Annotated in this window: 19 protein-coding genes; 13 read left to right on the top strand and 6 right to left on the bottom strand. The window is 39.5% G+C overall.

Features of this window, described 5'->3' with window-relative positions; translation table 11 throughout:
* Positions 1-8 precede the first annotated feature (8 nt).
* From flgK to EHQ16_RS07770, 6 genes are all read left to right on the top strand, one after another.
* Positions 9-1,922, top strand: coding sequence for a flagellar hook-associated protein FlgK (gene flgK / locus EHQ16_RS07745; protein WP_100718711.1), 1,914 nt, complete (start codon positions 9-11; stop codon positions 1,920-1,922).
* Between the two features lie 5 nt (positions 1,923-1,927).
* Positions 1,928-3,193 carry a flagellar hook-associated protein 3 gene (locus EHQ16_RS07750; protein WP_231292547.1) on the top strand — a complete coding sequence of 422 codons (1,266 nt, stop codon included), beginning with the start codon at positions 1,928-1,930 and terminating at the stop codon, positions 3,191-3,193.
* A gap of 52 nt (positions 3,194-3,245) precedes the next feature.
* Positions 3,246-3,707: a flagellar assembly protein FliW gene (gene fliW / locus EHQ16_RS07755; RefSeq protein ID WP_208742265.1), complete on the top strand. Its 462-nt coding sequence runs from the start codon at positions 3,246-3,248 to the stop codon at positions 3,705-3,707.
* A gap of 3 nt (positions 3,708-3,710) precedes the next feature.
* Entirely contained in the window at positions 3,711-3,950 is a 240-nt protein-coding gene (gene csrA, locus EHQ16_RS07760; protein ID WP_083901971.1) for a carbon storage regulator CsrA, read from the top strand.
* A gap of 61 nt (positions 3,951-4,011) precedes the next feature.
* Positions 4,012-4,686, top strand: a complete 675-nt coding sequence (locus tag EHQ16_RS07765) for a lysophospholipid acyltransferase family protein (RefSeq protein ID WP_135634131.1) — start codon at positions 4,012-4,014, stop codon at positions 4,684-4,686.
* The gene (locus EHQ16_RS07770; protein WP_135634129.1) at positions 4,683-5,087 is read left to right on the top strand and encodes an OsmC family protein; all 405 of its coding nucleotides are present in this window, start codon (positions 4,683-4,685) and stop codon (positions 5,085-5,087) included. Before EHQ16_RS07765 ends, EHQ16_RS07770 begins: the two co-directional genes overlap by 4 nt.
* A 10-nt stretch (positions 5,088-5,097) precedes the next feature.
* Here EHQ16_RS07770 and EHQ16_RS07775 read toward each other — a convergent pair whose 3' ends face one another.
* The 3 genes from EHQ16_RS07775 to EHQ16_RS07785 are packed head-to-tail and all read right to left on the bottom strand — an operon-like array spanning position 5,098 to position 9,088.
* On the bottom strand, positions 5,098-5,925 hold the full coding sequence (locus EHQ16_RS07775) for a metallophosphoesterase (protein WP_135634127.1): 828 nt from the start codon (positions 5,923-5,925) through the stop codon (positions 5,098-5,100).
* Between the two features lie 20 nt (positions 5,926-5,945).
* Positions 5,946-8,180, bottom strand: a complete 2,235-nt coding sequence (locus tag EHQ16_RS07780; RefSeq protein WP_135634125.1) for an alpha-glucosidase — start codon at positions 8,178-8,180, stop codon at positions 5,946-5,948.
* A 59-nt stretch (positions 8,181-8,239) separates the two neighbouring features.
* Positions 8,240-9,088 (bottom strand): sulfurtransferase, encoded by an 849-nt coding sequence (locus EHQ16_RS07785; protein ID WP_135588423.1) that lies wholly within the window; start codon positions 9,086-9,088, stop codon positions 8,240-8,242.
* Positions 9,089-9,338: 250 nt separating this feature from the next.
* Between EHQ16_RS07785 and EHQ16_RS07790 the strand changes: the two genes are divergently transcribed.
* The 4 genes from EHQ16_RS07790 to EHQ16_RS07805 all read left to right on the top strand — a co-directional run bounded on the left by EHQ16_RS07790 (position 9,339) and on the right by EHQ16_RS07805 (position 13,900).
* The gene (locus tag EHQ16_RS07790; RefSeq protein WP_244241972.1) at positions 9,339-10,139 is read left to right on the top strand and encodes an LIC11113 family protein; all 801 of its coding nucleotides are present in this window, start codon (positions 9,339-9,341) and stop codon (positions 10,137-10,139) included.
* Positions 10,132-11,589, top strand: coding sequence for a S1C family serine protease (locus EHQ16_RS07795; RefSeq protein ID WP_135634123.1), 1,458 nt, complete (start codon positions 10,132-10,134; stop codon positions 11,587-11,589). Before EHQ16_RS07790 ends, EHQ16_RS07795 begins: the two co-directional genes overlap by 8 nt.
* Entirely contained in the window at positions 11,576-12,940 is a 1,365-nt protein-coding gene (locus EHQ16_RS07800) for a PDZ domain-containing protein (protein WP_135634121.1), read from the top strand. Before EHQ16_RS07795 ends, EHQ16_RS07800 begins: the two co-directional genes overlap by 14 nt.
* Positions 12,941-13,003: 63 nt before the next feature.
* Positions 13,004-13,900 carry an ATP-binding response regulator gene (locus tag EHQ16_RS07805; RefSeq protein ID WP_135634119.1) on the top strand — a complete coding sequence of 299 codons (897 nt, stop codon included), beginning with the start codon at positions 13,004-13,006 and terminating at the stop codon, positions 13,898-13,900.
* Here the strand turns inward: EHQ16_RS07805 and EHQ16_RS07810 are convergent.
* Positions 13,897-15,243, bottom strand: coding sequence for a hypothetical protein (locus EHQ16_RS07810; RefSeq protein WP_135635496.1), 1,347 nt, complete (start codon positions 15,241-15,243; stop codon positions 13,897-13,899). The two genes, EHQ16_RS07805 and EHQ16_RS07810, sit on opposite strands and share 4 nt — an antisense overlap.
* Positions 15,244-15,325: 82 nt before the next feature.
* On the opposite strand from EHQ16_RS07810, the gene EHQ16_RS07815 reads away from it, so the two are divergent.
* Positions 15,326-15,952, top strand: a complete 627-nt coding sequence (locus EHQ16_RS07815) for a hypothetical protein (protein WP_135634117.1) — start codon at positions 15,326-15,328, stop codon at positions 15,950-15,952.
* Here EHQ16_RS07815 and EHQ16_RS07820 read toward each other — a convergent pair.
* Both EHQ16_RS07820 and EHQ16_RS07825 read right to left on the bottom strand, forming a co-directional pair.
* Positions 15,930-17,207: an oligosaccharide flippase family protein gene (locus EHQ16_RS07820; RefSeq protein WP_135634115.1), complete on the bottom strand. Its 1,278-nt coding sequence runs from the start codon at positions 17,205-17,207 to the stop codon at positions 15,930-15,932. The genes EHQ16_RS07815 and EHQ16_RS07820 overlap by 23 nt on opposite strands.
* 3 nt (positions 17,208-17,210) lie before the next feature.
* Positions 17,211-18,221 carry a phosphatase PAP2 family protein gene (locus tag EHQ16_RS07825; protein WP_244241975.1) on the bottom strand — a complete coding sequence of 337 codons (1,011 nt, stop codon included), beginning with the start codon at positions 18,219-18,221 and terminating at the stop codon, positions 17,211-17,213.
* A gap of 71 nt (positions 18,222-18,292) precedes the next feature.
* Here EHQ16_RS07825 and EHQ16_RS07830 point away from each other — a divergent pair, with 71 nt between their 5' ends.
* Complete coding sequence (locus tag EHQ16_RS07830; protein WP_208742266.1) at positions 18,293-19,114, top strand: lysophospholipid acyltransferase family protein; 822 nt, start codon at positions 18,293-18,295, stop codon at positions 19,112-19,114.
* A 102-nt stretch (positions 19,115-19,216) separates the two neighbouring features.
* Positions 19,217-22,591 (top strand): methylmalonyl-CoA mutase family protein, encoded by a 3,375-nt coding sequence (locus EHQ16_RS07835; RefSeq protein WP_135634109.1) that lies wholly within the window; start codon positions 19,217-19,219, stop codon positions 22,589-22,591.
* Positions 22,592-22,613 lie beyond the last annotated feature (22 nt).

A 22,613-nucleotide genomic window follows, 5' to 3' on the forward strand; every position in this document is an offset into this window, starting at 1 on the left:
AGAATCGTATGGGATCAACATTCCAAGGAATTGAAATAGGAAAACGAGGACTTTCGGTCCACCAACAAGCGATCCAAACCACTGGTCATAACATATCCAATGCGGATAACAAACATTATGCTCGCCAACGAGTGGTGATGAATAGTATGGATCCCCTTTATGAGCCAGCTTTCAACCGAGCAGAAGTGCCGGGGCAAATTGGACAAGGGGTAAAAATTTCCGAAATCGAAAGAGTTCGTGATAATTTCATTGATGACCGTATCATTGATTCTTCTTCTCTCAAAGAATATTGGGGGAAAAAGAACGATTATTTATACCAAGTAGAAACTGTTTTTAATGAACCAACAGGAACGACCCTTCGTTCTATGATGGATCAGTTTTGGTCTTCTTGGGAAGATCTTTCTAACTATCCAGAAGAAACAGCACATAGAGCCGTGGTCCAGGAAAAAGCGGAAGCCCTTGGTTCTCGAATGGAAGATGTGTATAGAAAACTTTCATTACTTCGCGACCAGTCCAATCGTGAGATTGAATCAAAAGTAAATCATTTGAATACAGTGGCAGAGAATATCAAATCTCTGAATGAAAAAATCACAAAATCACAAGCATTAGGTGATAATCCCAATGACCTTTTGGATAGAAGGGATGAACTTTTACAAGAACTAGCGGGGATGGCGGACATTACCATTGGTCGTAGCGATGAAGACGAACTTATGGTTTTTATTGGCCAACAGATCCTAGTCCAAGGCCAAAAGGTTCACAAAATCGATTTGGTTGGAAATCCAAATAACGATGGCCTTTTAGATTTAAAATGGTCAGAGACTGGGGATACAGTCCTTCTTCGTAAGGGAAGTATCCAAGCTTTATACGAAATCAGAGACCGAATCCTTGTCGAAAAAATCAATGCGGTGGATGCCCTTGCCATCAATGCAATGGATGTCATCAACGAAATCCATAAAGATGGATTTGGTTTGAATGGAAAAACCAATCTTAACTTTTTTGAAAGTCGAGCACTCGCCACCAATACCTTTGGTGAAATTGATACCGATGGAGATGGACTCAACGATAAAACCGCAGTGTTTCGTGTGACAGGTCGTACATCAATTGATGCCGATCGTCCGATTGGAATTTCCGGAACCATGCGTTTTCTAAAAGCAAGTCCTGGGGGAGAAACTGAAATTTTAGTTCCTTATTCCAAAGATGATACTTTGAATGCAGTCATCAAACGAATCAATCGTTCGGAAACAGGTGTTGTGGCTTACATGTCGCATGACAACCAGTTGGCGCTAAAAGCAACCACGAACCCTCTCGATAAAAAAGAAAACTTTATGATCCGCCACTTAGAAGACTCCGGGGAACTTCTTGTGGGTCTTACTGGAATCTTAACAGCGACTGGGGTTGCTGGGTCTTTTGATTACCGAAAAGTGGGTGAGATCAACAAATTCCAAGCCAATGCGCAGGACATCACTCTCACACCGATGTATCATCCTTCTTCTTTCTTTAAAATGTCAGAAGATGTGAGAAACAATCCGGCAAACATTGCCGCAGCTCGTGGTAAAGATGTGAATGGATCTGGTGATTACAATTCACCAAACGGTCAAAAAGACGGATCCAATGCCCTTCTCATTGCAGCGGCCCTCCGAGAAAAACCGGTGATGTTTGATTATTCCAAAACAACGGATGATTTTTATAACTCACTCATCTCTAGACTAGGGACAGAAGCAAGAGAAGCAAAACAAGAGTATACCACTCAAAATGAACTGATGGTGGAACTAGAAAACATGCGTCAGTCTGTGATGGGTGTGAACTTAGATGAGGAGATGGCCAATATGGTTCAGTTCCAACAATCTTATAATGCTTCCGCAAGAATGATCTCAACACTCAATGAAATGTTAGATACCATCATCAATAGGTTAGGTGTATAATCATGATCAGAATCACTAACATGATGCAAAACAATTCCTTGGTGCGGAACTTAAACCGCCACCAAGTGGCTATGGACGAAACCCAAACCCAACTCGGTACAGGATTAAAAATCCGTAAACCATCGGATGATCCGGGTGCGGCCACAAACCAAATGTACTTCAGGTCACGTCTGAACGAACTTTCCCAATACGAAGAAAACATTGGGGATGGATACCAAAGGTTACAACAGATTGATGGTGTCCTAGACAAAATGGGAGAAATTTTCCAAAGGGCTCGTGTTCTTACGGTTCAGGCCGGAAACGGAATTTACCAAGGGGACAAGGGATTTGAATTGGAAGTGGCGATCGGTAAAGAGATCGACCAACATTTACGTGCCATTGTGGATCTTGCCAATGCTCGTGATGCGACCGGACAACCTTTGTTTGGTGGTCATGTCATCGAAAGACCTCCCTTTGAACCAATTGAATCGAAAATTAAAGGTCTGCAAGGCCTCGAACTCAAAAACCAATACGTAGGTGTAGAGTATCGCGGTGATATCGGAGAACAACTCCGTGAAATCGAAAAAGGCGAATACATTCCCATTACCATTCCTGGTAACAAAGTGTTTTGGGGAACCAACGTCAGTGTCACTTCCAAAGTGGATAACTCTGCTTACCAAGCCACTTCCGACCAAAAGTTTAAAATTGATGGAGTGGAGATTCATATCTCTGTGGGTGATACCATCGACGATGTGATTGATAAAATCAATAACTCACCATTGGAAGTCAAAGCAAGTAAACTTGCTCAAGATAACATTTCTATTTCTTCTACAGCACCTCACCAAATTTGGTTAGAGGATGTGGATGGAGGGACTGTACTTCGTGACATTGGACTCATTGAACCAAGTGCGAGCGAACCACCGAATAACTTTTCTAAGTCGGCAACGGTCACTGGACTTTCTGTATTTGATGTTCTCATCCAACTTCGAAATGATTTGATCCAAAAAGACCAAGAACGAATCGGTGGAAGGGATTTGGGTGATTTGGATTTGGCTTTGGAAAATATCCTTCGCCACCGGTCAACCATTGGTGCTCGTATGAATCGTTTGGAACAACATGAAGAACGAGTTTCTTACGACAAAATGTATATGACAGAACTTCTTGCTAAAAACGAAGGTATCGATTTCCCAGAAACCATTATGAATATGAAGTGGTTAGAAACAATTCATAGTTATGCGTTAAATGTTGGTTCTAAAATTATCAAACCAACTCTTATGGATTTCCTTCGGTAACGGAAACTAAATGACGGTTATATTAGAAAGAAAAGAAAGTACAGGAACTAGAATGTCGGTAACGATTCACACAAAACCTTTCGGAACCATCCAAGTGGACGCAAAACAAATCCTAAAATTCCCGCAAGGGTTACTTGGATTTGATGAATTTGATGAGTATGCTCTCATTGAAGAAAGTCCAGAAAGTCCATTTAAATGGTTACAATCCACAAAGGAATCGGGACTTGCATTTATTGTCATCCAACCTGAACTATTTATGAATGATTATAAACCAGCGGTTTCTGATGAGGAATTACATGACATTGGACTTACCACTTGGAAAGACGGCCTTATTTTTCTCATTGTTACCATTCCCCATGATAACCCAAAAGGGATGACGGCCAATTTACAAGGCCCGATCATTTTGAATGGAAAAGAAGGAAAAGGGAAACAATGTATTTCTCGAGATGAAAATCATCCCATTCGAAAAAATATAATCGAATCTATGGAAGAGATGTCTTCCGAAAAGGTATAATCCGTGTTAGTTCTCGCAAGGAGGAGCAACCAATCGATTATGATCGGTGACGATATCGAAATTGTGATTGTCGATATCAAAGGGGATCAAGTTAAGATTGGTGTCAAAGCTCCCAAAAATGTTTCTGTCCACCGGGCGGAAGTGTATAAAGAAATTCAGGAAGAAAATAAAAAAGCCGCCGGAGCCAATATCAAACCAGAAGATTTGGGCAAACTCGGTGATTTGTTCAAAAAGAAAACTTAACTTGATCTTTCTTTAGATTTGTCTTTCCCTGGAATCTAATCTCTAGGGAGAGAAATTCGATTTGAAACGTAGATTTTTAGTCTGGTTGTTGCCACTCATCGCCGTTTGGTTCCAACGTTTGATTGGCCTCACTTCCAGGTTTCGTTTTCTGACAAACGAACGATACGAAGAATTATTCAAAAACAAAAAACCATTTATCTATTCAATTTGGCATACGAACGTTTTGTACTCTCCTTATTTGCACAGGGGAAAAGACGTAGCCGTTTTGATTTCTGAATCCAAAGACGGAGACTATATCAATCAAGTCGTTCATCGGTTTGGAAATACAAGTGTTCGGGGGAGTAGTTCCAAAGGTGGGTCAAAGGCATTAAAGGCTGTGATCCAACATTTAAAGAAAGGTTTACCTGCTGCCTTTACACCTGACGGCCCACGTGGCCCCGCCTTCATTCTCCAACCGGGAATCATTGCTGCAGCGCAGGTCACTCAAGTTCCCATAGTTCCATTTCATTATGAGTGTAGTAGGCAATGGATTTTAGAAAGAGCTTGGGACAAACATAGAGTTCCGAAACCCTTTACTACTTTTGTTGTTTCTTACGGCGAACCCATTTCGGTTCCTCGTAATTTGAATGAAGAAGAGTTTGAAGCAATACGTCTAAAAGTAGAAGATGCGATGTTAAAGAATCGTGATCTAACCAGAAAAGAAGCCGAACGAATTCATAGAGGAGAATCCAAATGACAGCAGTATTTGAAGACAAGGTAGTAGTATCCACTGCCAAAACGAAATACGAAACTAAAATTTCAGCAGGTAAACATAGTTGGATTGCTGACGAACCGGCTTCCAAAGAAGGAACGGATCTTGGGCCCATGCCAACAGAATTGTTAGCTTCTTCTTTAGGTGCTTGCACATCGATTACAGTAAGAATGTATGCTGATAAAAAAGAATATCCTTTGGATTCTGTAGAAGTTCACGTAACAATCGATAAACGATCAGCAGAGGATCATAAATTTACAAGAGTTGTGGTTCTTTCTGGAAATCTAAGCACAGAACAACGAGAGAGGTTACTCGCTGTTGCCAATGCTTGTCCGGTGCATAAACTTTTGTCTGGGAAAATTGAAATCGAAACTAATTTAGGTTAGTGAATGATCACTAAACCCAAAGGGGAATCACAGTGGCTGAACCTCCGTCCCATTCGATCTTTGTATGGAAATGTTTTCCTTCTTGGATTCTTGGGACCTTGGCTCCATTGACATAGAAAGTTCCGCCTGTGTATTCATGGGTTTCTCTTTCTTTCTTTTTACTAATGGCGTGGTGCATATGGCCCGACAGAACCAAGGGTACTTTTTTCCCGATGGATTTAGCGTAACTAATGGCTTCTGTTAGATCCATGTCTCCCCAGTCCCCACCTTCTTTTTTAAATTCTGCCCCATAAATTGAATTTTTTGCTGCACCCAAACCAAAAGGCCCGTTATGCGAAAGAAAAAATAAATTTTTCTCTTTGGTTCCATCGATCAGACGTTTGTATTTTTCGATCGATGTTTCCATATTGGAAACCATATAGGTTTTTTGCATATTGGGTGCAAAACTAAGACCCCCACCCATAGCATGAGGCCGCCCTACGATAAGGCTTAAATCCAATTCAGGGGATAAAACTAAAGAACTGTAACCGAGTAATGAGATAGGTTTTACTAACTCTGAAAGTTTTCGCATCCTACGGTTTTGACCAATTTGCCCTGAATGGATGAGGATTTTGGATTGGATCACTTCTCCAATGATAGATGTGAGACTCATCCCATCCCAATTCCCGGGTATCATATACGCGCGTTTGGTGAGACCTTGGAAAGAAATTTTACCAAGTTTGGGATTTCCTCGAAGGTCTCCTGTAAAAAACAAACAATCGTAATCCGATGCATTGAAATACTCGATATCAAGTTGGTTCCAATACCCGTGGATGTCTCCAATCAGTGCAAATTTCATTTGGGTTTTTTCTCCACTACTTAGTCTTTATTACGAATGGAACTAATCGAAGAACGGATAAGGCCTTCCGATTTTCCACCGACACGAATGAAAGCCGGTGGTTTTCCGATGGGTGCGGGAACTTGTACTTTTCTATAACCGTCGTAAGTGGTTCCTGTCCAAAGGTGTTGCCATCTTCCACGAGGAAGGTAAACTTCCTGAACAATTTCCCCACTTTCCACAACCGGAGCCACAAGAAGGTCATCTCCTAGGAAAAACTGGTATTTATACTTTAATAAATTTTTGTCTTCAGGTTCCACAATCGCATTGTGTCGCACTACAGGAATTCCTGTTTGAGATGCTTCTTCCACCAAACTTTGAATATATGGTTTAAGAGCAAAATGGATTCTGGCAATTTTTGCAAAAAGTGTCACTGTGTCTTCGTCACCAAGGGATTTGGTTCCATCCGGTTTGGTATAAGTATAAACTTGCCAATTTTTGAGAGGTTTGTTTCCTTCATGCGTACGGAAAACTGGTGTGAAGGCAGAGGCTTCCGCCCATCGTAAAAGAAGTTCTTTGGGTCTATGATAGTTACGAAGTGGATTGGAAATGGTTGTGTAACCACCAATATCACTATGATTGAGCGCATAACCACTGATACCTGAACTTGTGAGTCCAACGATAGAAGAAGGAAGTCCGTCATTGGTTCCAAAACTCACCATTTGGTCTCCTTCCCAAAAAAGTGTAGAGTGGGCATTGGAATAACTGTATCCGGCTCTTGTGAAAAAAACAATTTTTCCTTCCATCCCAGCTTCTCTTATGGCCTCACGATTGACCTTGGCCCAATCGACCGGATAACGGTTGTGATAGATTTTGGCATCAACACCTGAATAAAGTTTGGCGTCATAAGGCAACCACTCTCCGAAATCAGCCATCCAACCAGAAAGACCCATCCCAATCATATTTTTTTTGATCAGGTCTTTGGTCCAACGAACGGCTGCCGGATTGGTGAGGTCAATCAGGTAAGCGGGAAATCCAACGGTTTGGATGAGATAGTCTTCACCGTTTTGGTTTTTTACAAGATACCCTTTTGATTTTGCTTCTGTTAAGAGTGGGTTTGTAAAATCATCTCCCGGTTTTTTAGGATCTGTATCGGCAAGGAAGGAATTAATATAACCTAACACCTGTAAATTTTGATCATTCATCGACTTAACAAATTTTTTAAAGTCAGGATACAAAGTATCATCCGCATACCAACGCCATTTGAGTTGGTCTCCAAAATTTGTAACTCGTCTTCCGCACCAGTCCTGGATCCAAAGTGCTGTCACAGGGTTTCCTGCATCTTTTGCTTGTTTGACGATGGCAGAAACTTTTTCAGTTCCCCCTTGGATACCAAGCCAAGTTCCATAAGCCCAATCTGGGAGTTTTGGAAATCTACCTGTTTTTTTGGTATAAGCTTCAATCAGAGCTTTGGAAGAAGTTCCAATCCAAATGGTTCCGGTAAGAGATTTTTCCGATTGGAAATCCCAAAATTCTACTTTGATTTTTTTGGAATCTCCAAAATCAAAATTCGCATAACCACTGTTTTCAAAAAAAACAGAACGGTTTTCGGAAGTAATATAGTGAGGGATCGGTGCATAGGTTGTGTAAGCGTTTCCACCGGCACCTGCGAGTAAGTTTGCTCCTGCCGTGATCGGTTGGTCACCGCGTCCGACTCCTTGTTCTTCTGTAAACAAAAACGGAGTTTTTCCTTTGAGTTCATCATAAGTGAATTGTTCGCCGAGCCCAAAGATTTTTTCATCAGGTGAAGAACCGTAATGGAGCTGGATTCTGTTGAGTGTGGGATCCGAAAGGGTGATTTTGAATTCGATTTCGGTTTCGGATTTAGCGATAAAGAGGATTTGGTAATCGCTAGAACAATCCTTTCCCGTTAACTTTCCTGTGATGCTGACTTTTCCCGATTCTTTTTTGATTTCATCTATGGATTGTTTGGTGCAGGATTTTTGGAGGTTTTCTTTAAATTGAAAGGATGCCATCCGATATTTGGATGTGGTTTCTTTGGCAAAAGCCAAAAGAAACGGTTCGTTTAACGAAAGTTTGATAAAGTCTTTTGCGAGGGACTGGTTTCTTAATGTGAATTCATTTGTGGATTGAATCCATTGGATTTTTTGTGTTATGGGAAAGGATTCTTCCGAAATGGGAAGGTTGGAAATGACCCGAGAAGCACATTCCAAAAAGAAAATTGAAAACGAGAGAAAAAATAAACGAGATACCATCGACCCCTCCAGGAGCAGGAGTAAGTGGATCGATGGTTTTGTGTTTCGTAAATCCTTTTTTAAACTTTCTTGCGATCCACTCCACCCACACGAGGAGCTGCAGCAGCACCTTGTTTGGCACCAAATACGGCGACTGCTTGTTTCGGTAGGCTCGACTTTCTCCATTCAAACCAAGAACCTTGGTAGGTTGTGATGTCGATATAACCTGCTTCACGAAGCATGAGTGCGAGTAAACAAGACCGAGCCCCGTTGTAATCATAAATCACAGTGGGTCTTTCTGGCATAAAAGGAAAACCATTCAGGCGTTTTTTGAATAAAGAACGTTCGATGAGGTTGGCTTCCCCATCATACAAATTTCTCCAATCCCATAAAAAAGCTCCTGGCAAACGACCACAAAGAGTTCCCTCTTCTGGAGCGGTAAGGCGTGGCAATCGGCCTTCGTATTCTTCCATGGTTCTGGCATCAAAAATTTGGAGTTTCGTAAGATTTCGCTCCATAAAGGCTTTGTCCACGACACCTTCAATGGGTTTTACTTTATCAGCAATCGGAGGTTCTACTTTTAGTTCCCCTTTTGCTTTATTTCCCGTAGCAGGCCATTTTTGGCCTAGGACATAGGCATCTTTGATCCCCATTCCACGAAGTAAATAGACCATACGAGTGGAAAACATTCCCATTCCCTCATCGAAAACGATGATTCGAGTCTTTTTTGATTTTTGGAATTCTTGTACGACAGCAGTCATTGGCCCGTACAATTTTTTTTGGGATTCTGGATCGGATCCAAATGCTTTTTTGATAAATGGATAGTAGTAAGCACCTTCTAATGTTTCTTCTTCATATGCTGATTGGGAACGACAATCGATGAGGAAGTCACCAGGTTCTATTTCGGTTTTAAGAAAGTTCCAGTTCAAAAAAGTATTCTCCTATTTCTTACATTACTTTTCCACCCCTCGAATTTTTGAAAGTCTGAAAACCAAAAAAAAAGTTCGTCCTCGGTTCGAGACATAATGAGAAAAGAAATCAAAGGGAGGCCAGTTGATTCTGTAGGGTAGACCAGCCGATAATCACTATAATCGGTATTCCATGATCAGGCAATTATCTATATACTTCGGATTGGTTTTGTTTCTTTTGGGGACGGGATTTGTTTTTGCAGAGCACACAATGACAAACTCTTCCTTACAATTGCTGAAAGAAGAGGTAAGTGCATGGAAAGAGAGAAAACCATCCACTGAAATTAAAAAACAGATTCGAAACCATCGAAGTTTTCCTGTGGATGATGGAAGTTGTCGATTGGAACCTGCTTCCAGTATTTCATCTGTTACCTATTTTAGATTCAGTTGTCAAAATGAATCAGATCCCATGCTCATTAGGTTCCAATCCAACCAAAAAAGGAATCTGGCTCCAGATACTTTCCAATTAAGAGCTGTTCATCGAATTGGAAAAAAACAATATTTAGAAATTGAAACAGGACTTGTGGCAAGTGAAACTAAGTCATCCTTCGTATCATCAAAATCGAATACAGATGATACGGAACTAGATTACCCATCTAAAAAACAGAATCCAGTGGTTGTAGCAGGAAAACAACCAATCAGTTCTTACAAACCAATCCAAAATCCTAATTTATTTTATTTTAAATCTATCTCTGAAAATCCCAAAAGGAGAAAAGAAGTCCCTTCAAATATTGAAGTATTTTTTGATTCCTCTTGTCCTTTAGAATTTATCGAGAAGGATCAGAGTTTTTATTGGGACCAAACAGTTTCTTATGTTTTTCGAATTTCTTGCGTTCGTGATTCTGTTTATAGTTTGATCCGAGTTCCTTCTTCAGGATCAGGTGATTTGATTTCATCCAATACAATTTGGAAAGATCCAAAACCCGGTGATCGAGTTTTAGGAAATGCTGTTTTAAAAAAAATTACCGAAACGCAAACCTTTTGGGAGAAAATCGTTTTGTATTATGAATAAATTATTAAAATTTAGTTTTCTCTTTTTCCTAATGAGTTTTTCTCTCTTGGCTCAAGTTGATCCTGAGCCAGCGGTTGATTCTATTTTTCGTTCTGTAGTTCTCATTCGTAATGAAGGATTTAACACCGAAAACAAAACACAACCATGGATGAAAAAGAATTTGTATACGGGATTTGGATCGGGTTTTGTTTTACCTGGCCAAACCATTTTAACCAACGCTCATGTGGTACGTGATGCCAAAAGAATTCTTGTTAAAAGTAGTTTCACGAAAAAAGAATATTTAGCAGATGTTAAGTATATTGGTTATGATTGTGATTTAGCATTATTACAGGTAAATGATCCCGATTTTTCGGAACAAACCAATTCCCTTTCCTTTTTGGAAGGAGTTCCCAATTTAGGATCGGATGTATTGTTACTAGGATTTCCGAATGGGGCTGATAGTTTATCGGTAGAAAAAGGATCTGTCCTTCGTTTTGAAAAAAATCGTTACACCTACTCCGGGTTAGATTATCGAAATGTATTAAAAATTAATGCTAATATCCAACCAGGGAATTCTGGTGGCCCCGCCGTACAAAATGGGAAAGTAGTAGGTCTTGTGTTTCAAATTAGTACATTGGAACAAGGCATTGCTTATTTGATATCGAATGATATCATTCGTCATTTTTTAGAAGATATAGGTGACGGAAAGTATGATGGATTTCCAAATATTGGTTTTACTTTTCAAAATGGAAATCCTAAAAGTTTAAAACAAGCGATGAAGGTTCCCTCTGACCAATCGGGAATTTTTGTGAACCGGATTTATCCTTCTTCTACATTTTCAAAAGTTTTAAAGGAAAAAGATTTTGTAACTGCAGTAGATGGTTTGCCGCTGACCAATGACGGCGAAATTTCTGGTGCCAACAAAAAAGAATTTATCATCGATTGGATAGAAAACAAACAACTGAATTCCAAAGTAACCGTTAGTTATTACCGGGCCGGAAAACAGTATGATGCGGAAGTGAATCTGCAAAAAAATTATGCTTTGGATTTGTATCGAGACTCAACAGAGGATTATTTTTTACAAGCAGGGTTTGTTTTTCAACCTATCACCAGATCTTTTTTTCATTCGGAAGATGGGGACTTAGATAGTTCTTTAAAATATCATTATAGTTATTTCATTCAGGATTTGTTGTATCGGTATACGGTTCGTGACATTGTACTCAGTTATACATTTAACGATCCTGAAACTTCGAAATACAAAAAATATAAATACAAAGTTGTAGAGTCAATTAACGGACGTATCCCGAAAGATTTAAATGAATTCAAATCCATTTGGAAAGATGGAAAAAAAGGATTTGTGGTTCTTAAATTTCGAGGAATGGATCTACCCATTGTTTTACGGCCAGAGTCCGTTTACCAAATGAACCAACGTGTGAAAAAAAGATATGGTGCCAATTATGAAGAGTTTTAAATTTATTTTAGTCATTATCTCGATTTTTGCCACCTTACTTCCTCTTGGCGCCGAGGAGTTTGAAGACAAACGTGTCATTGAATCGAGGATTACCTTCCAAAAAACAAGCCACCAAAATCCTTGGTTAGTGGGTGAACCATTTTCTAGAAAGTTAAATTTGATTTATGTGGGTAAAGGGCTTTTTTTTGGAGTCACACTTCCGAAACAAAATCCGGTTTTTGCTGAATTTGAATCTTTTGATTATTCTGTGCCGAAACTCGGAATCAAATCCTATGATGAAGAAACTGGATTTTTACTTTTGGAAACAAAAGAAATTCCCAAACTTCCTAAACCAGTTGCTTTGGATTCTAAATCTTTCAATAAACAATGTGTCACAGGAAAATCTCGTTATGTATTCCTTCCATTTTCCAAAACTCCAATTAAAGTATTGTTATTAGAAAATAAAACATCAGAAGAACCTAACTTTTTCTTCAAAAATCAAACCTTATGTGGTGTTACCATTTCTGAATATTTAGTTCCAACAGAATATGTGGAAACCTTTTATCGCACAGAGGGAAAACCTTTCCCACATCCAGGATTTGTTTTTGATGTAAATTTAACTCCTTCGGAACGCGAATATTATTCTAAAACTTTTAAAAATCCTCTACTAGTGACAGAAGTGATTCCTGGTGTGGGGCCTGCTTATAATTTGTTTCCAGGAGATTTGGTAACAGAGATTGGTACTGTTTCACTTTCTAAGGTTGATGATTGGGATAGGGCCGATAAAGTGTATGATTTGATTTTAAGGAAATCGGATGGCAGCTTGCGTGGATTAGGTGAGAATGTTCAGTTGAAACTCCATCGTAATTTCCAAAGTCAAACTGTGAGTTATGATTTACGAGCTTATGACTCCAATGACTTTTTAATTCCTGAAGAAGCAAAAAAAAGAAAACCTTTGTATTTGATAGCAGGTGGGTTTTTTTTCACAGAACTTACCAATGCTTATTTAAAAGAATTTGGTTCTGAATACCGGGTGAAATCAGAAAAAAAGCTGGTTTATCTTTCTGATTATTATCAAAAAAAAGTGCATCCTGTCCGCGAAAAGATAGTGATCTTAAGTCGTGTTTTCCCCCTAGAAGGGAACCTAGGATATCAGGATTTTCAGGATTTAGTTTTGGAAAAGGTAAATGGAACTAGAATCACTTCACTTGGCCAGTTGAAAACCCTTCTCCAGTCGGAGGACACCACCTATTATGCGTTTGAGCTTTCTGGTGGGAAAATTGCCTTTTTTTCACGTAGGGAAATTTTGGACTTACAACAAGAGTTGCAGTTGACTTATAAATTGGGTCGAGCCTACAACTTGGAAGATTAAATTCCAAAAATAGATTTACATTTGTTATAGATTGAAGTTCCATTTACTCTAAGACTTTATCCTATGAAAATCCTTTTTGTTGATGACGAAGATACAATCCGCGAATTGTTCTGGGAATACTTCAAAGATGAATTTAACGTAACTCTTGCTTCTGATGGTTTAGAGGCACTTACGATTTCAAATCAAAATACATTTGATCTTATCATTTCAGATATCAGCTTACCAAAATTAAATGGAATCCAGTTCATTCAAAAACTGAGAGCCGATGGAAACCAAACTCCATTTTTAGTTATTACTGGTGATAGTGACATTCAAATCGCAATCGATGTTTTTAGAATGGGAGCCGTTGATTTTTTTCTAAAACCATTCCGGATGGAAGCTCTCCGTTCTCGAATCAAAAAATTTGAAAACGCCGATGTTGATTTAACTCTATTATTCAATAGTGGAGAGATCATTCAGTTTAGTGACGATTGCAAAATTAAAATTCGTCCACAAATTAAAAAATTAAATTCTTATATTGCCTTTATCGTAAAACAAATATTAAATTCTCCTCTTGCTACCCATGAAGATTTAATTTCTATTAAAATTGTTTTGTATGAACTATTGGCAAATGCCATTGAACATGGTGTTGCTGGTGTGAGTTATGCGGAGAAACAAGAATGTTTGGAAGCAAACGAGGATTATTTTAAATTAGTGGATTCCCGTTGTGCAGAAAATAACTCTTCTGTTTTTATTGAAATTTCTATGGATGATGTGGGAGTCACCATTGTCATTCGTGATGAAGGAAATGGATTTGCTGTTAGCCAAATTCCAAACCCAGTGGTCAATCCAGCTGCTAACTTAGTGAGTGGAAGGGGAATTTTCCTCGCTAAGATGAATATTGATTCTATTGTTTATAATGAAAAAGGTAACGAAGTTCGATTTTTTAAAACTTGGTACCGGTTGATGCAAGCCAACTAAAACTGAATTCCTAAAGATACATAGAATCGAACGTATTCTTTTTTGGGTAATTCTTCTGTAAACGGCTCCGTAATGAGAACACGTGTTCCGTTAGGATCCATAATCGTATACGAAGCACTCATTTGGGCAAATAATTTGCCGTAGTCGTTGGATGAAAAACTAAGTTTACCGATGACTTCATTTCCTTTGCCTAAAAGGGAATCTGACCTATTTAAAAAAATATCGGTTCTAAACCAAGAATACCAATCAAAACCCATCTGAATTCCATAAATGCGATTCCCCTTGTTTTCAAAGTTGGGATTGTCTTTTGAAGGTACATCTCGGAAACCTGGAGGGTTTACTAAATCCAAAGACTGGTATAATAAAAAAGACGAATATCCGCCAAGAACTCTTGGTTCTGCGAAACTAGACGCATAACCATTGCTATTTGAATCGACTCGATCTTTTTCGTCTTTTTTTGTAACAAGTCCTGCAAAACCTAAACTAAGTTTTTCACCTTTGGAATGTAAGGACATATAACCTAGGTAGGAATTCGTTGCAGTTTGTTTTTCCAACCAAGGGGAAGAAGAAGATTTTGATTCACCGAGTAAACGGATGCCAACTAAATCGACTGCCCAGGTTTCCCAAAATTTCCTAGATTGAAATTCCATTCCACTATAGGAATAACGCCCAGAGACTCTTTGGCCTGAGAGGATTTCTCCATTTGTATTATGGTTGGGATCATTATATACGTAATGAAAAAAACGAAACTCTTCCCAAAATAAAATTTTTTCAGAACCAAGGATACCTCCGTAAATTTCTCTCCTGTATCCACTCCAAGGAGGTGCGGACCAATTTTCCCATTCCGGTTTCACATTTAATTGAATTCCTGTTATGCGAATGCCAGACGAATGAGAAAAAGAAACAGATCCATAATTAGCCATTCCCACAAAAAAGAAACCAAACCTGTCGAGTCGATTGAACCCACGACCCACTTCCAAAGCCAATTGGATTCCTGAAATATCCTTAGAGGCAAGGGCTGTGATTTCAGAATCGTAAATGGTTCTTACTTCTTTATCTATGATCCTTCCTTCAGAAACACCCACTCGCGGTGCGAGAAGGATTCCTAAGTTCCAACCTTGGCCTGCATAATAAAACAAACTAGGTGTGGTTAAGATTCCTTGTGTGTAATAACGATTGGCTTTTTCCGAATCCAGTCCCCCTTTTTGGGATTGGAATTTTCCTCCTGTGATGATTCCTGTTTGGAGGCCAAAACCTGGTTTTTCTGCTGCATTTGGAATCGTTTGGTTCCTTTCTGTCACAACCACCCGGCCAAAATTGCGGTTGGCTCGGTCATCGTCCATCGCCGAGTCTGAATAAGATACTGCGGAAAGATTAGAAAAAAAAGAAACTAAGAGAAAGGAAACTATCCCGATACTTGTAGGGATGAAGAAAATACTTTTGAAATACAGACATGGATTTCTTCTCATTTTCCCTCTCCTGTTGGTTATTTTTTCTTATAGGGAAGCTGACACTCGTTTTTCTCATGATTTGAGCCGGTTTTTTGAAAAGACAGACCATAGTAAGGAAGAAGCTGTTCTTTTTGCCTATTTGACAGAGGTAGAAAAAACGGAATTTTCTGTTCGCAGAAGGAAAGAACTTTCAAGAGCCATTGTTCGATTTTCTCAAAAATTACAATTCCCCGATGGTACTTTGTTAGGTGGATATCCTCCCCATTCTTCTTTATTTTTACTTGCATGGGCAAAAACTAGATCGGAGTTTCGTAAAAAAAATTCGGATGGGTATGGAATTTTGGGATTGTCTGAATTATTTGTCCGCCAGTTTGAAATGTCCTCAGGAACCAAAATCAATCGAGACTACGACATCCAAAACGATTCCATCCAATTAAAAATTGTCCTTCTGAAACTGAAGGAGTTTTTGGCAGAAGGAAAATCGGTGAAAGATGCCTATATGAAATTATATGGGGATAGAGTTTCGAACAAAGAGTGGGAAAGATTAGAGACAAACTATAAAACAATTTATGAGTTTGTTACTTCCGAAAATAAGCCATAAAATAACCCGTCAAAATCAACCAAGATACAATCTGACCGAGAAAGAGTGATATAGCAGCTCCATTGGCGCCCCAATCAGGTATGATCCAATAGTCAAAGATAGCACCAAAGATCAGACGAAGGAGGGCAAGGCCCGCAAGGAGTCTTGGCAATCCTAAGGCAAATAGTGCCGTACCTAGAGGTGCAAAAACCAACTGTAGTAAAAAATTTGGATAAAGAATTTTAAATACAGAAATTGAATTTGTATACTTAGTTCCAAATAACAAGGTTAAGATGGGTTCTGCGAGTAAAATACCCGGTGATAAGGCAATCGCAATCATCCCACCTAAAAATACAGACTTTTTTAAAACATTGGGGAATTCTTCTGTTTCCGCAAGTCTTGCCAATTTTGGAAAAATAATCGAATTAAAAGTAGCTAAAATAATAACAAATCCACTGAACAACTGCAAGGCGGTTCCGTAGTCGGCTACAATTTCCGGTGGATGGAATTGGTTTAAAAAGAAAATTTCCAAACGATCGGAAAGGATCGCACAAATAGAAGCGGCAAAGGCCCAGAGATTAAAGAGTAAAAGTTTTTTTTGATTGGTTTTGATCTCGGAAGGTTCAGCACTAAAAGATATTTCTTCTTTTCCAAAGAAGAAAAAAAATAAAAATAAAACAAAAATTGGTGCAATACAGAAAATCGCAAGGATATCCATATACGTGAGTGGATGGTTGCTTGATTCAGAAAAAAAGATTAATAATAAAAGTCTGACTACGTTTGGTAAAGGGTTCCAAAGAGATAATGATTTGTATTTACGATAAGAAACAAATAGACTTTCGAAGTAGGATATAAAGGAGATGATAATCCCACCGAATAACAAAAGTAATAAAACAAAATAGTTTTCATCACTCGTAATATAAGCGACAAAACATACTAAAGTTAAAAACACAAAGGAATAAAACTTAATTCTGAGTGATGCGTTGAGTATGGCACCTGGATTTTCTTTTTTGTCTGCTAGGGGAGAGATGTATTTGATGAGTGCGTTGGGCAGACCAAATTCTGCAACTGCCAGAACCACTGGTAAAAATCCTAAGAAGTATTGGAGTTTTCCATTTTCCGCTTTGCTTAACAAATTAACGGAATAAATCATAAACACCAAATTGGTAATAGCGGAGAGAGCTTTGGAACTACTAACAAAGAAAGAGTTTTTGAGAACTCCTTCTTTTAATAGTTCTAATTTTAGAATCTGAAATATCTTTTTTAATTTTTGCATGTATTAGTTTTGCAAAAACTTTCCTCTTTGGATTTTTTGCAGAACCAATGGAACAAAGAAAACTAAGGCAAATCCAACCACTAAGTAACGAATGTATCGGAGAAACAAATCATCTGTCCAAATGGTTTTTTTGATCAAAATTCCTGGAATCACGTAAAGTAATAGAATCACTATCGCTAATACTAACAACCGAACAAGAACCGTAATCCAAAAATTGTTAAAATTTTTGCTTCCGAAAGAAAGATTAAAATTGGGGAGAGACCAATTTAAAAATTCTGGTTTGCTAAATCTTGGATAAAAAAGTATACCGAGCCAAAAACCAGCAAGAGCTCCACTGGCAGTCATCACTCCCGACAAACTATGATGGTGTTCTACAGAAAGGAAGGGAGAATCAAGAGCAATCGGGGATAAGGTAAGTACGATTCCCAAAAGACTTAAAGTTCGGTAATTCTCTGTGTGTAAAAAAGCGGGAACAGATTCTTTTGTATAAAATCGATTGAGAAGAAATAATATGATAAGTAAATGAACCACACCAAGTCCAAACCCTAAACTCACATCACCTAAGTAATGTACTTTGAGATACATTCTGGAAAATGGCATAAAAAGAATGATGAGAAAAGACAGAATTCGAAACCAAAGTTTTGGAATTCGATAAGCTAACAATCCCCATACGACAACCGCAGAATACGCATGGCCGGATGGCAAACCGAAGGCTTTTTCATCAAAGGCTTCTGGATAGGGAAAGGGTCTTGGGCTTTCTAAATAAAACTTCAAAAGAGAAATCACTACCGCGGAGGAAAGTAAACCAAGGGAAAGTTCAAAGGCAAGTTTTGGCCGGTAGTAGATATAAACAAAGGAAATGAGGCCCAGGAAAAAACTACTCCCTCCCAAATAATGGCAGATGGTAGAAATGAGAAGGAAGATTCCGCCGAGGTTCGGATCCCAAACGTGGAGTGAATCCAGGGGAACGGAGGAAAACCAAAGGGAGCTCTGTGCTAGGAGGAGTTCTTTCATAGGAATTTCCATCTAAGATGAAAATCCAACTTGATTTCATAAAGTTTTATTTTGAAATATGTGATGTTTCTATGGATTCTAACCAAAACCCCGCTGATATTTTAGAAAGTCTCTTTGTCATTCCCAGGGAAGTTCCCAAAACCATCCTCCGTAACCTCCTGGAACTCATTTATGATGTCAAAGTGGCCGGATCTGAAAACATTCCGGAATCCGGTGGGGCTCTCATCATCTCCAACCATACCGATTATTTGGACATTCCCGTCCAAGGTGCCTTTGCCGATCGTAAAATCGTCTATTTGGGCAAATATGAGCTTTTCCACCCGCAGGAAGAGATTATGGCCATCATCAATCATAAAAGCTCTCCTTTCAATTACCCGCCTTTAAGCCTAACCAAGCCAGTCATCGAGGTTTTGGTGAATTCTCTTGGCAGTGTGGTGAAAAAAAACCTGATCAATTGGGGGAGTATGCCCATCATTCGGAATGCCGCTAAGGATTCGGAAATGGACAAACGGGCGGCCATGGACTATTACGAAAAACTAGAAACCTATATGGTGGATCTGATGAAAGATGGGGAACTACTTTCGATCTACCCAGAAGGTTCTCGTTCGGAAACAGGGGAATTGCAGTCCTTTCGGGCGATGGCGGCAAAACTGGCCATCCGTGCAGGAGTTCCCATCATCCCTTCTGGAATCGTTGGGGCGACCAATATGTCCAAACCCAAGGCTTTCCTCACAGGAGATGCCTTCAAAACCAAAATTCGCTACCAGATTGGAAAACCCATCCTCCCTTCGGAATTCCCAACAGGCCCTGAGAAAAAAGCGGCCAAAGAACTGACAGAAATTCTGGAAAATCGAGTGCGGGAACTGATGAAACAGGCGGAATCCATACTTTAGTCTCGACCTTTCGGAAAAATATGGCATAGTTTCCAAAGCTATGTCATTCTTGTCGCATTTTGCTATTGAATCCATAGCAATCTTTTTAGAACGTTGTTCTCTATGACCACCGAAACCCTCATATACACCCCCCAAAACAAAATTCGCTTTGTGACGGCGGCCTCTCTTTTTGATGGGCACGACGCCTCCATCAATATCATGCGGAGGATTTTGCAACAAAGTGGGGTGGAAGTGATCCACTTGGGCCACAACCGGAGTGTGCAAGAGATTGTCCAATGTGCCATCCAGGAAGACGTCCAAGGGATTGCCATCACCAGTTACCAAGGTGGTCATGTGGAATACTTTCAATACATGATTGATCTTCTAAAAAAAGAAGGGGCAGGTCACATTCGGGTGTTTGGTGGTGGTGGCGGAACCATTCTCCCTTCGGAGATTGAAGTTTTACACAAATATGGTGTGGCTCATATTTATTCTCCTGATGAAGGACGAACCCTTGGATTGCAAGGGATGATCAATGATGTGGTCAAAAAATCTGATTTCCCAACTCCACTTTCGTTTAACGGAGATTTGACGTCACAAATCCAAAATAAAAATTATTTAGCATTGGGCCAAGCCATCACGCAGATGGAATTTTCTCTTCTGCAAGAAAAAACAAATTACTCCATCAATTTAGAATTTCCTCCACCGAAAAAAAACATTCCTGTTCTTGGGATCACAGGGACTGGTGGCGCTGGTAAATCTTCTTTGACTGATGAACTCGTACGTCGTTATTTACATGATTTTCCAGACAAAACCATTGCGATTCTTTCCGTAGACCCATCCAAACGAAAGACTGGTGGTGCCCTCCTTGGAGATCGGATTCGTATGAATTCCATCTTTAACGAAAGAGTGTATATGAGATCGTTTGCGACAAGAGAAGCAAACATTGCCCTCAATCGGAGTGTGAAAGGAGCCATCCAAATTTTAAAGTCTGCGGGTTATGATCTCATCATTGTTGAAACTGCTGGGATTGGGCAAAGTGATTCCGAAATTACTGAGGTCGCCGATGTTTCGTTATACGTGATGACACCAGAATATGGGGCTGCCACCCAATTAGAAAAAATCGATATGATCGATTATGCAGATGTGATTTCGATCAATAAGTTTGACAAACGTGGGGCCCTAGATGCCCTTCGTGATGTTAAAAAACAATACCAAAGGTCTCGCAATTTATTCAATGATCCAGTCGATGTGATGCCCGTGTACGGAACCATTGCGTCACAGTTCCAAGATGCCGGGACAGATGAACTGTATGCCCATTTGATTGGAGTTGTGATCCAAAAAAACAAACTAGATTGGAAAACAAACTCTGCTAAAAACCAAAAAGGAGGAGAAGCCTCCGTTGTGCTTCCACCTGACCGGGTTCGGTATTTGACAGAAATCAAAGAAGAAATTGATCGGAATGCTGATTGGATTTCGAAAGAAGCAGAAATTGCTAGATCCGCCTACCAACTGAAAGGTGCCATTTCTGTTTTATCTAAAAAAGGAAAATCTACAACTGACTTAGAATCCGAATATCAATTGTTATGGGATTCTTTGTCACTTGATTCACGAAACATTCTGGATACATGGTCGGAAAAAATTGAATCCTTTCGTAAGGAACAATATTCTTATTTTGTTCGTGGGAAAGAAATCAAAGTTGATAACTATACAGTTTCCTTAAGCCATTTAAAAATTCCTAAAATTGCCACTCCTCGTTTTGTAGATTGGGGTGATATTTTACATTGGTCTTACCAAGAAAACTTTCCCGGTTTTTTTCCTTATACGGCGGGAGTGTATCCTTACAAACGAAGTGGGGAAGATCCAACTCGTATGTTTGCCGGAGAAGGTGGGCCCGAAAGAACCAACCGTCGTTTCCATTATTTGAGTTCAGGAATGCCCGCCAAACGGCTGTCAACCGCTTTTGACTCGGTGACATTATACGGGGAAGATCCAGACATTCGTCCTGATATTTATGGAAAAATCGGAAATTCTGGTGTGAATGTTGCCACGCTCGATGATGCCAAAAAACTTTATTCCGGTTTTGATCTTTGTGATCCTTCCACTTCTGTATCCATGACCATCAATGGTCCTGCACCAATGGTACTTGCTTTTTTCCTAAATGCAGCCATCGACCAGGCTTGTGAAAAATACATTCGCTCTGAAGGTAAAACAGAAGAAGTGAAATCCCAAATTCAAAAAATCTATGCGACCAAAGGACAAGAGGTTCCAAGTTTCGGCGGTTCTCTCCCAGAAACTAACGATGGTTTGGGTCTTTTGCTTCTTGGTGTGACGGGTGATGAAGTATTACCTAAAGATGTGTACACAAAATTAAAAAAAGAAGCCCTTTCTCAAGTGCGAGGCACTGTGCAAGCAGACATTCTAAAAGAAGACCAAGCCCAAAATACTTGTATTTTCTCTACTGAATTTGCCTTAAAGATGATGGGAGATATCCAACACCATTTCATTCAAAATGCAGTTCGGAATTTTTATTCTGTTTCGATTAGTGGATACCATATTGCTGAGGCAGGTGCCAATCCTATCACCCAAGTTGCTTTTACGTTAGCCAATGGATTCACTTATGTAGAATACTACTTAAGTCGTGGGATGGACATCAACGAGTTTGCTCCGAACCTTTCTTTCTTTTTTTCCAATGGGATTGATCCTGAATATTCTGTGATTGGACGTGTGGCTCGTAGGATTTGGGCCAAAGCAATGAAGTTCAAATACCGAGCCAATGAACGTTCCCAAATGTTAAAGTATCATATCCAAACATCGGGTAGGTCTTTACACTCCCAAGAAATAGATTTTAATGATATAAGAACCACGTTACAGGCATTATACGCCATTTATGATAATTGTAATTCGCTTCATACCAATGCTTATGATGAAGCCATCACAACACCAACAGAAGAATCGGTGCGAAGGGCAGTGGCGATTCAGCTCATCATCAATCGGGAGCTTGGTCTTGCTAAAAATGAAAATCCATTACAAGGTGCTTTCATCATTGAAGAACTCACTAACCTTGTGGAAGACGCGATCTTAACCGAATTCAACCGACTGACGGAAAGAGGTGGGGTACTTGGTGCTATGGAGAGAATGTACCAAAGGAATAAAATCCAAGAAGAATCCCTCCATTATGAAACTTTAAAACATACGGGTGAGTATCCCATCATCGGTGTGAATACTTTTTTAAACAGTAAAGGATCGCCAACGGTAATTCCCGGTGAGGTGATTCGTTCGACAGATGAGGAGAAAAGGCAACAAATCGGAAATTTGAAGGCGTTTCAAAAACGAAATGAAGGCAAAACTGAGGTTGCGATTACAAAATTAAAACAAGTAGCTCGTGCGAAAGAAAATATCTTTCAAGAGTTACTGGAAACAGTGAAAGTGGCGTCCTTAGGGCAGATCTCTCACACTTTGTATGAAGTGGGAGGTCAGTACCGTCGTAACATGTAAACAAAGGAAGGGGTAGTTTATT

The organism is Leptospira kanakyensis, from assembly GCF_004769235.1.
Classification (GTDB): Bacteria; Spirochaetota; Leptospiria; order Leptospirales; family Leptospiraceae; genus Leptospira_A; species Leptospira_A kanakyensis.

Excerpts from the sequence above, each read along its gene's own strand:
- EHQ16_RS07795 (WP_135634123.1), top strand. The coding sequence starts at position 10,132 with ATGAATAAATTATTAAAATTTAGTTTTCTCTTTTTCCTAATGAGTTTT.
- flgK (WP_100718711.1), top strand. The coding sequence starts at position 9 with ATGGGATCAACATTCCAAGGAATTGAAATAGGAAAACGAGGACTTTCG.
- EHQ16_RS07830 (WP_208742266.1), top strand. The coding sequence starts at position 18,293 with ATGGATTCTAACCAAAACCCCGCTGATATTTTAGAAAGTCTCTTTGTC.
- EHQ16_RS07770 (WP_135634129.1), top strand. The coding sequence starts at position 4,683 with ATGACAGCAGTATTTGAAGACAAGGTAGTAGTATCCACTGCCAAAACG.
- EHQ16_RS07825 (WP_244241975.1), bottom strand. The coding sequence starts at position 18,221 with ATGAAAGAACTCCTCCTAGCACAGAGCTCCCTTTGGTTTTCCTCCGTT.
- EHQ16_RS07780 (WP_135634125.1), bottom strand. The coding sequence starts at position 8,180 with ATGGTATCTCGTTTATTTTTTCTCTCGTTTTCAATTTTCTTTTTGGAA.
- EHQ16_RS07835 (WP_135634109.1), top strand. The coding sequence starts at position 19,217 with ATGACCACCGAAACCCTCATATACACCCCCCAAAACAAAATTCGCTTT.
- EHQ16_RS07815 (WP_135634117.1), top strand. The coding sequence starts at position 15,326 with ATGAAGAAAATACTTTTGAAATACAGACATGGATTTCTTCTCATTTTC.
- fliW (WP_208742265.1), top strand. The coding sequence starts at position 3,246 with ATGTCGGTAACGATTCACACAAAACCTTTCGGAACCATCCAAGTGGAC.
- EHQ16_RS07775 (WP_135634127.1), bottom strand. The coding sequence starts at position 5,925 with ATGAAATTTGCACTGATTGGAGACATCCACGGGTATTGGAACCAACTT.
- EHQ16_RS07810 (WP_135635496.1), bottom strand. The coding sequence starts at position 15,243 with ATGGACGATGACCGAGCCAACCGCAATTTTGGCCGGGTGGTTGTGACA.
- EHQ16_RS07790 (WP_244241972.1), top strand. The coding sequence starts at position 9,339 with ATGACAAACTCTTCCTTACAATTGCTGAAAGAAGAGGTAAGTGCATGG.
- EHQ16_RS07820 (WP_135634115.1), bottom strand. The coding sequence starts at position 17,207 with ATGCAAAAATTAAAAAAGATATTTCAGATTCTAAAATTAGAACTATTA.
- EHQ16_RS07800 (WP_135634121.1), top strand. The coding sequence starts at position 11,576 with ATGAAGAGTTTTAAATTTATTTTAGTCATTATCTCGATTTTTGCCACC.
- EHQ16_RS07805 (WP_135634119.1), top strand. The coding sequence starts at position 13,004 with ATGAAAATCCTTTTTGTTGATGACGAAGATACAATCCGCGAATTGTTC.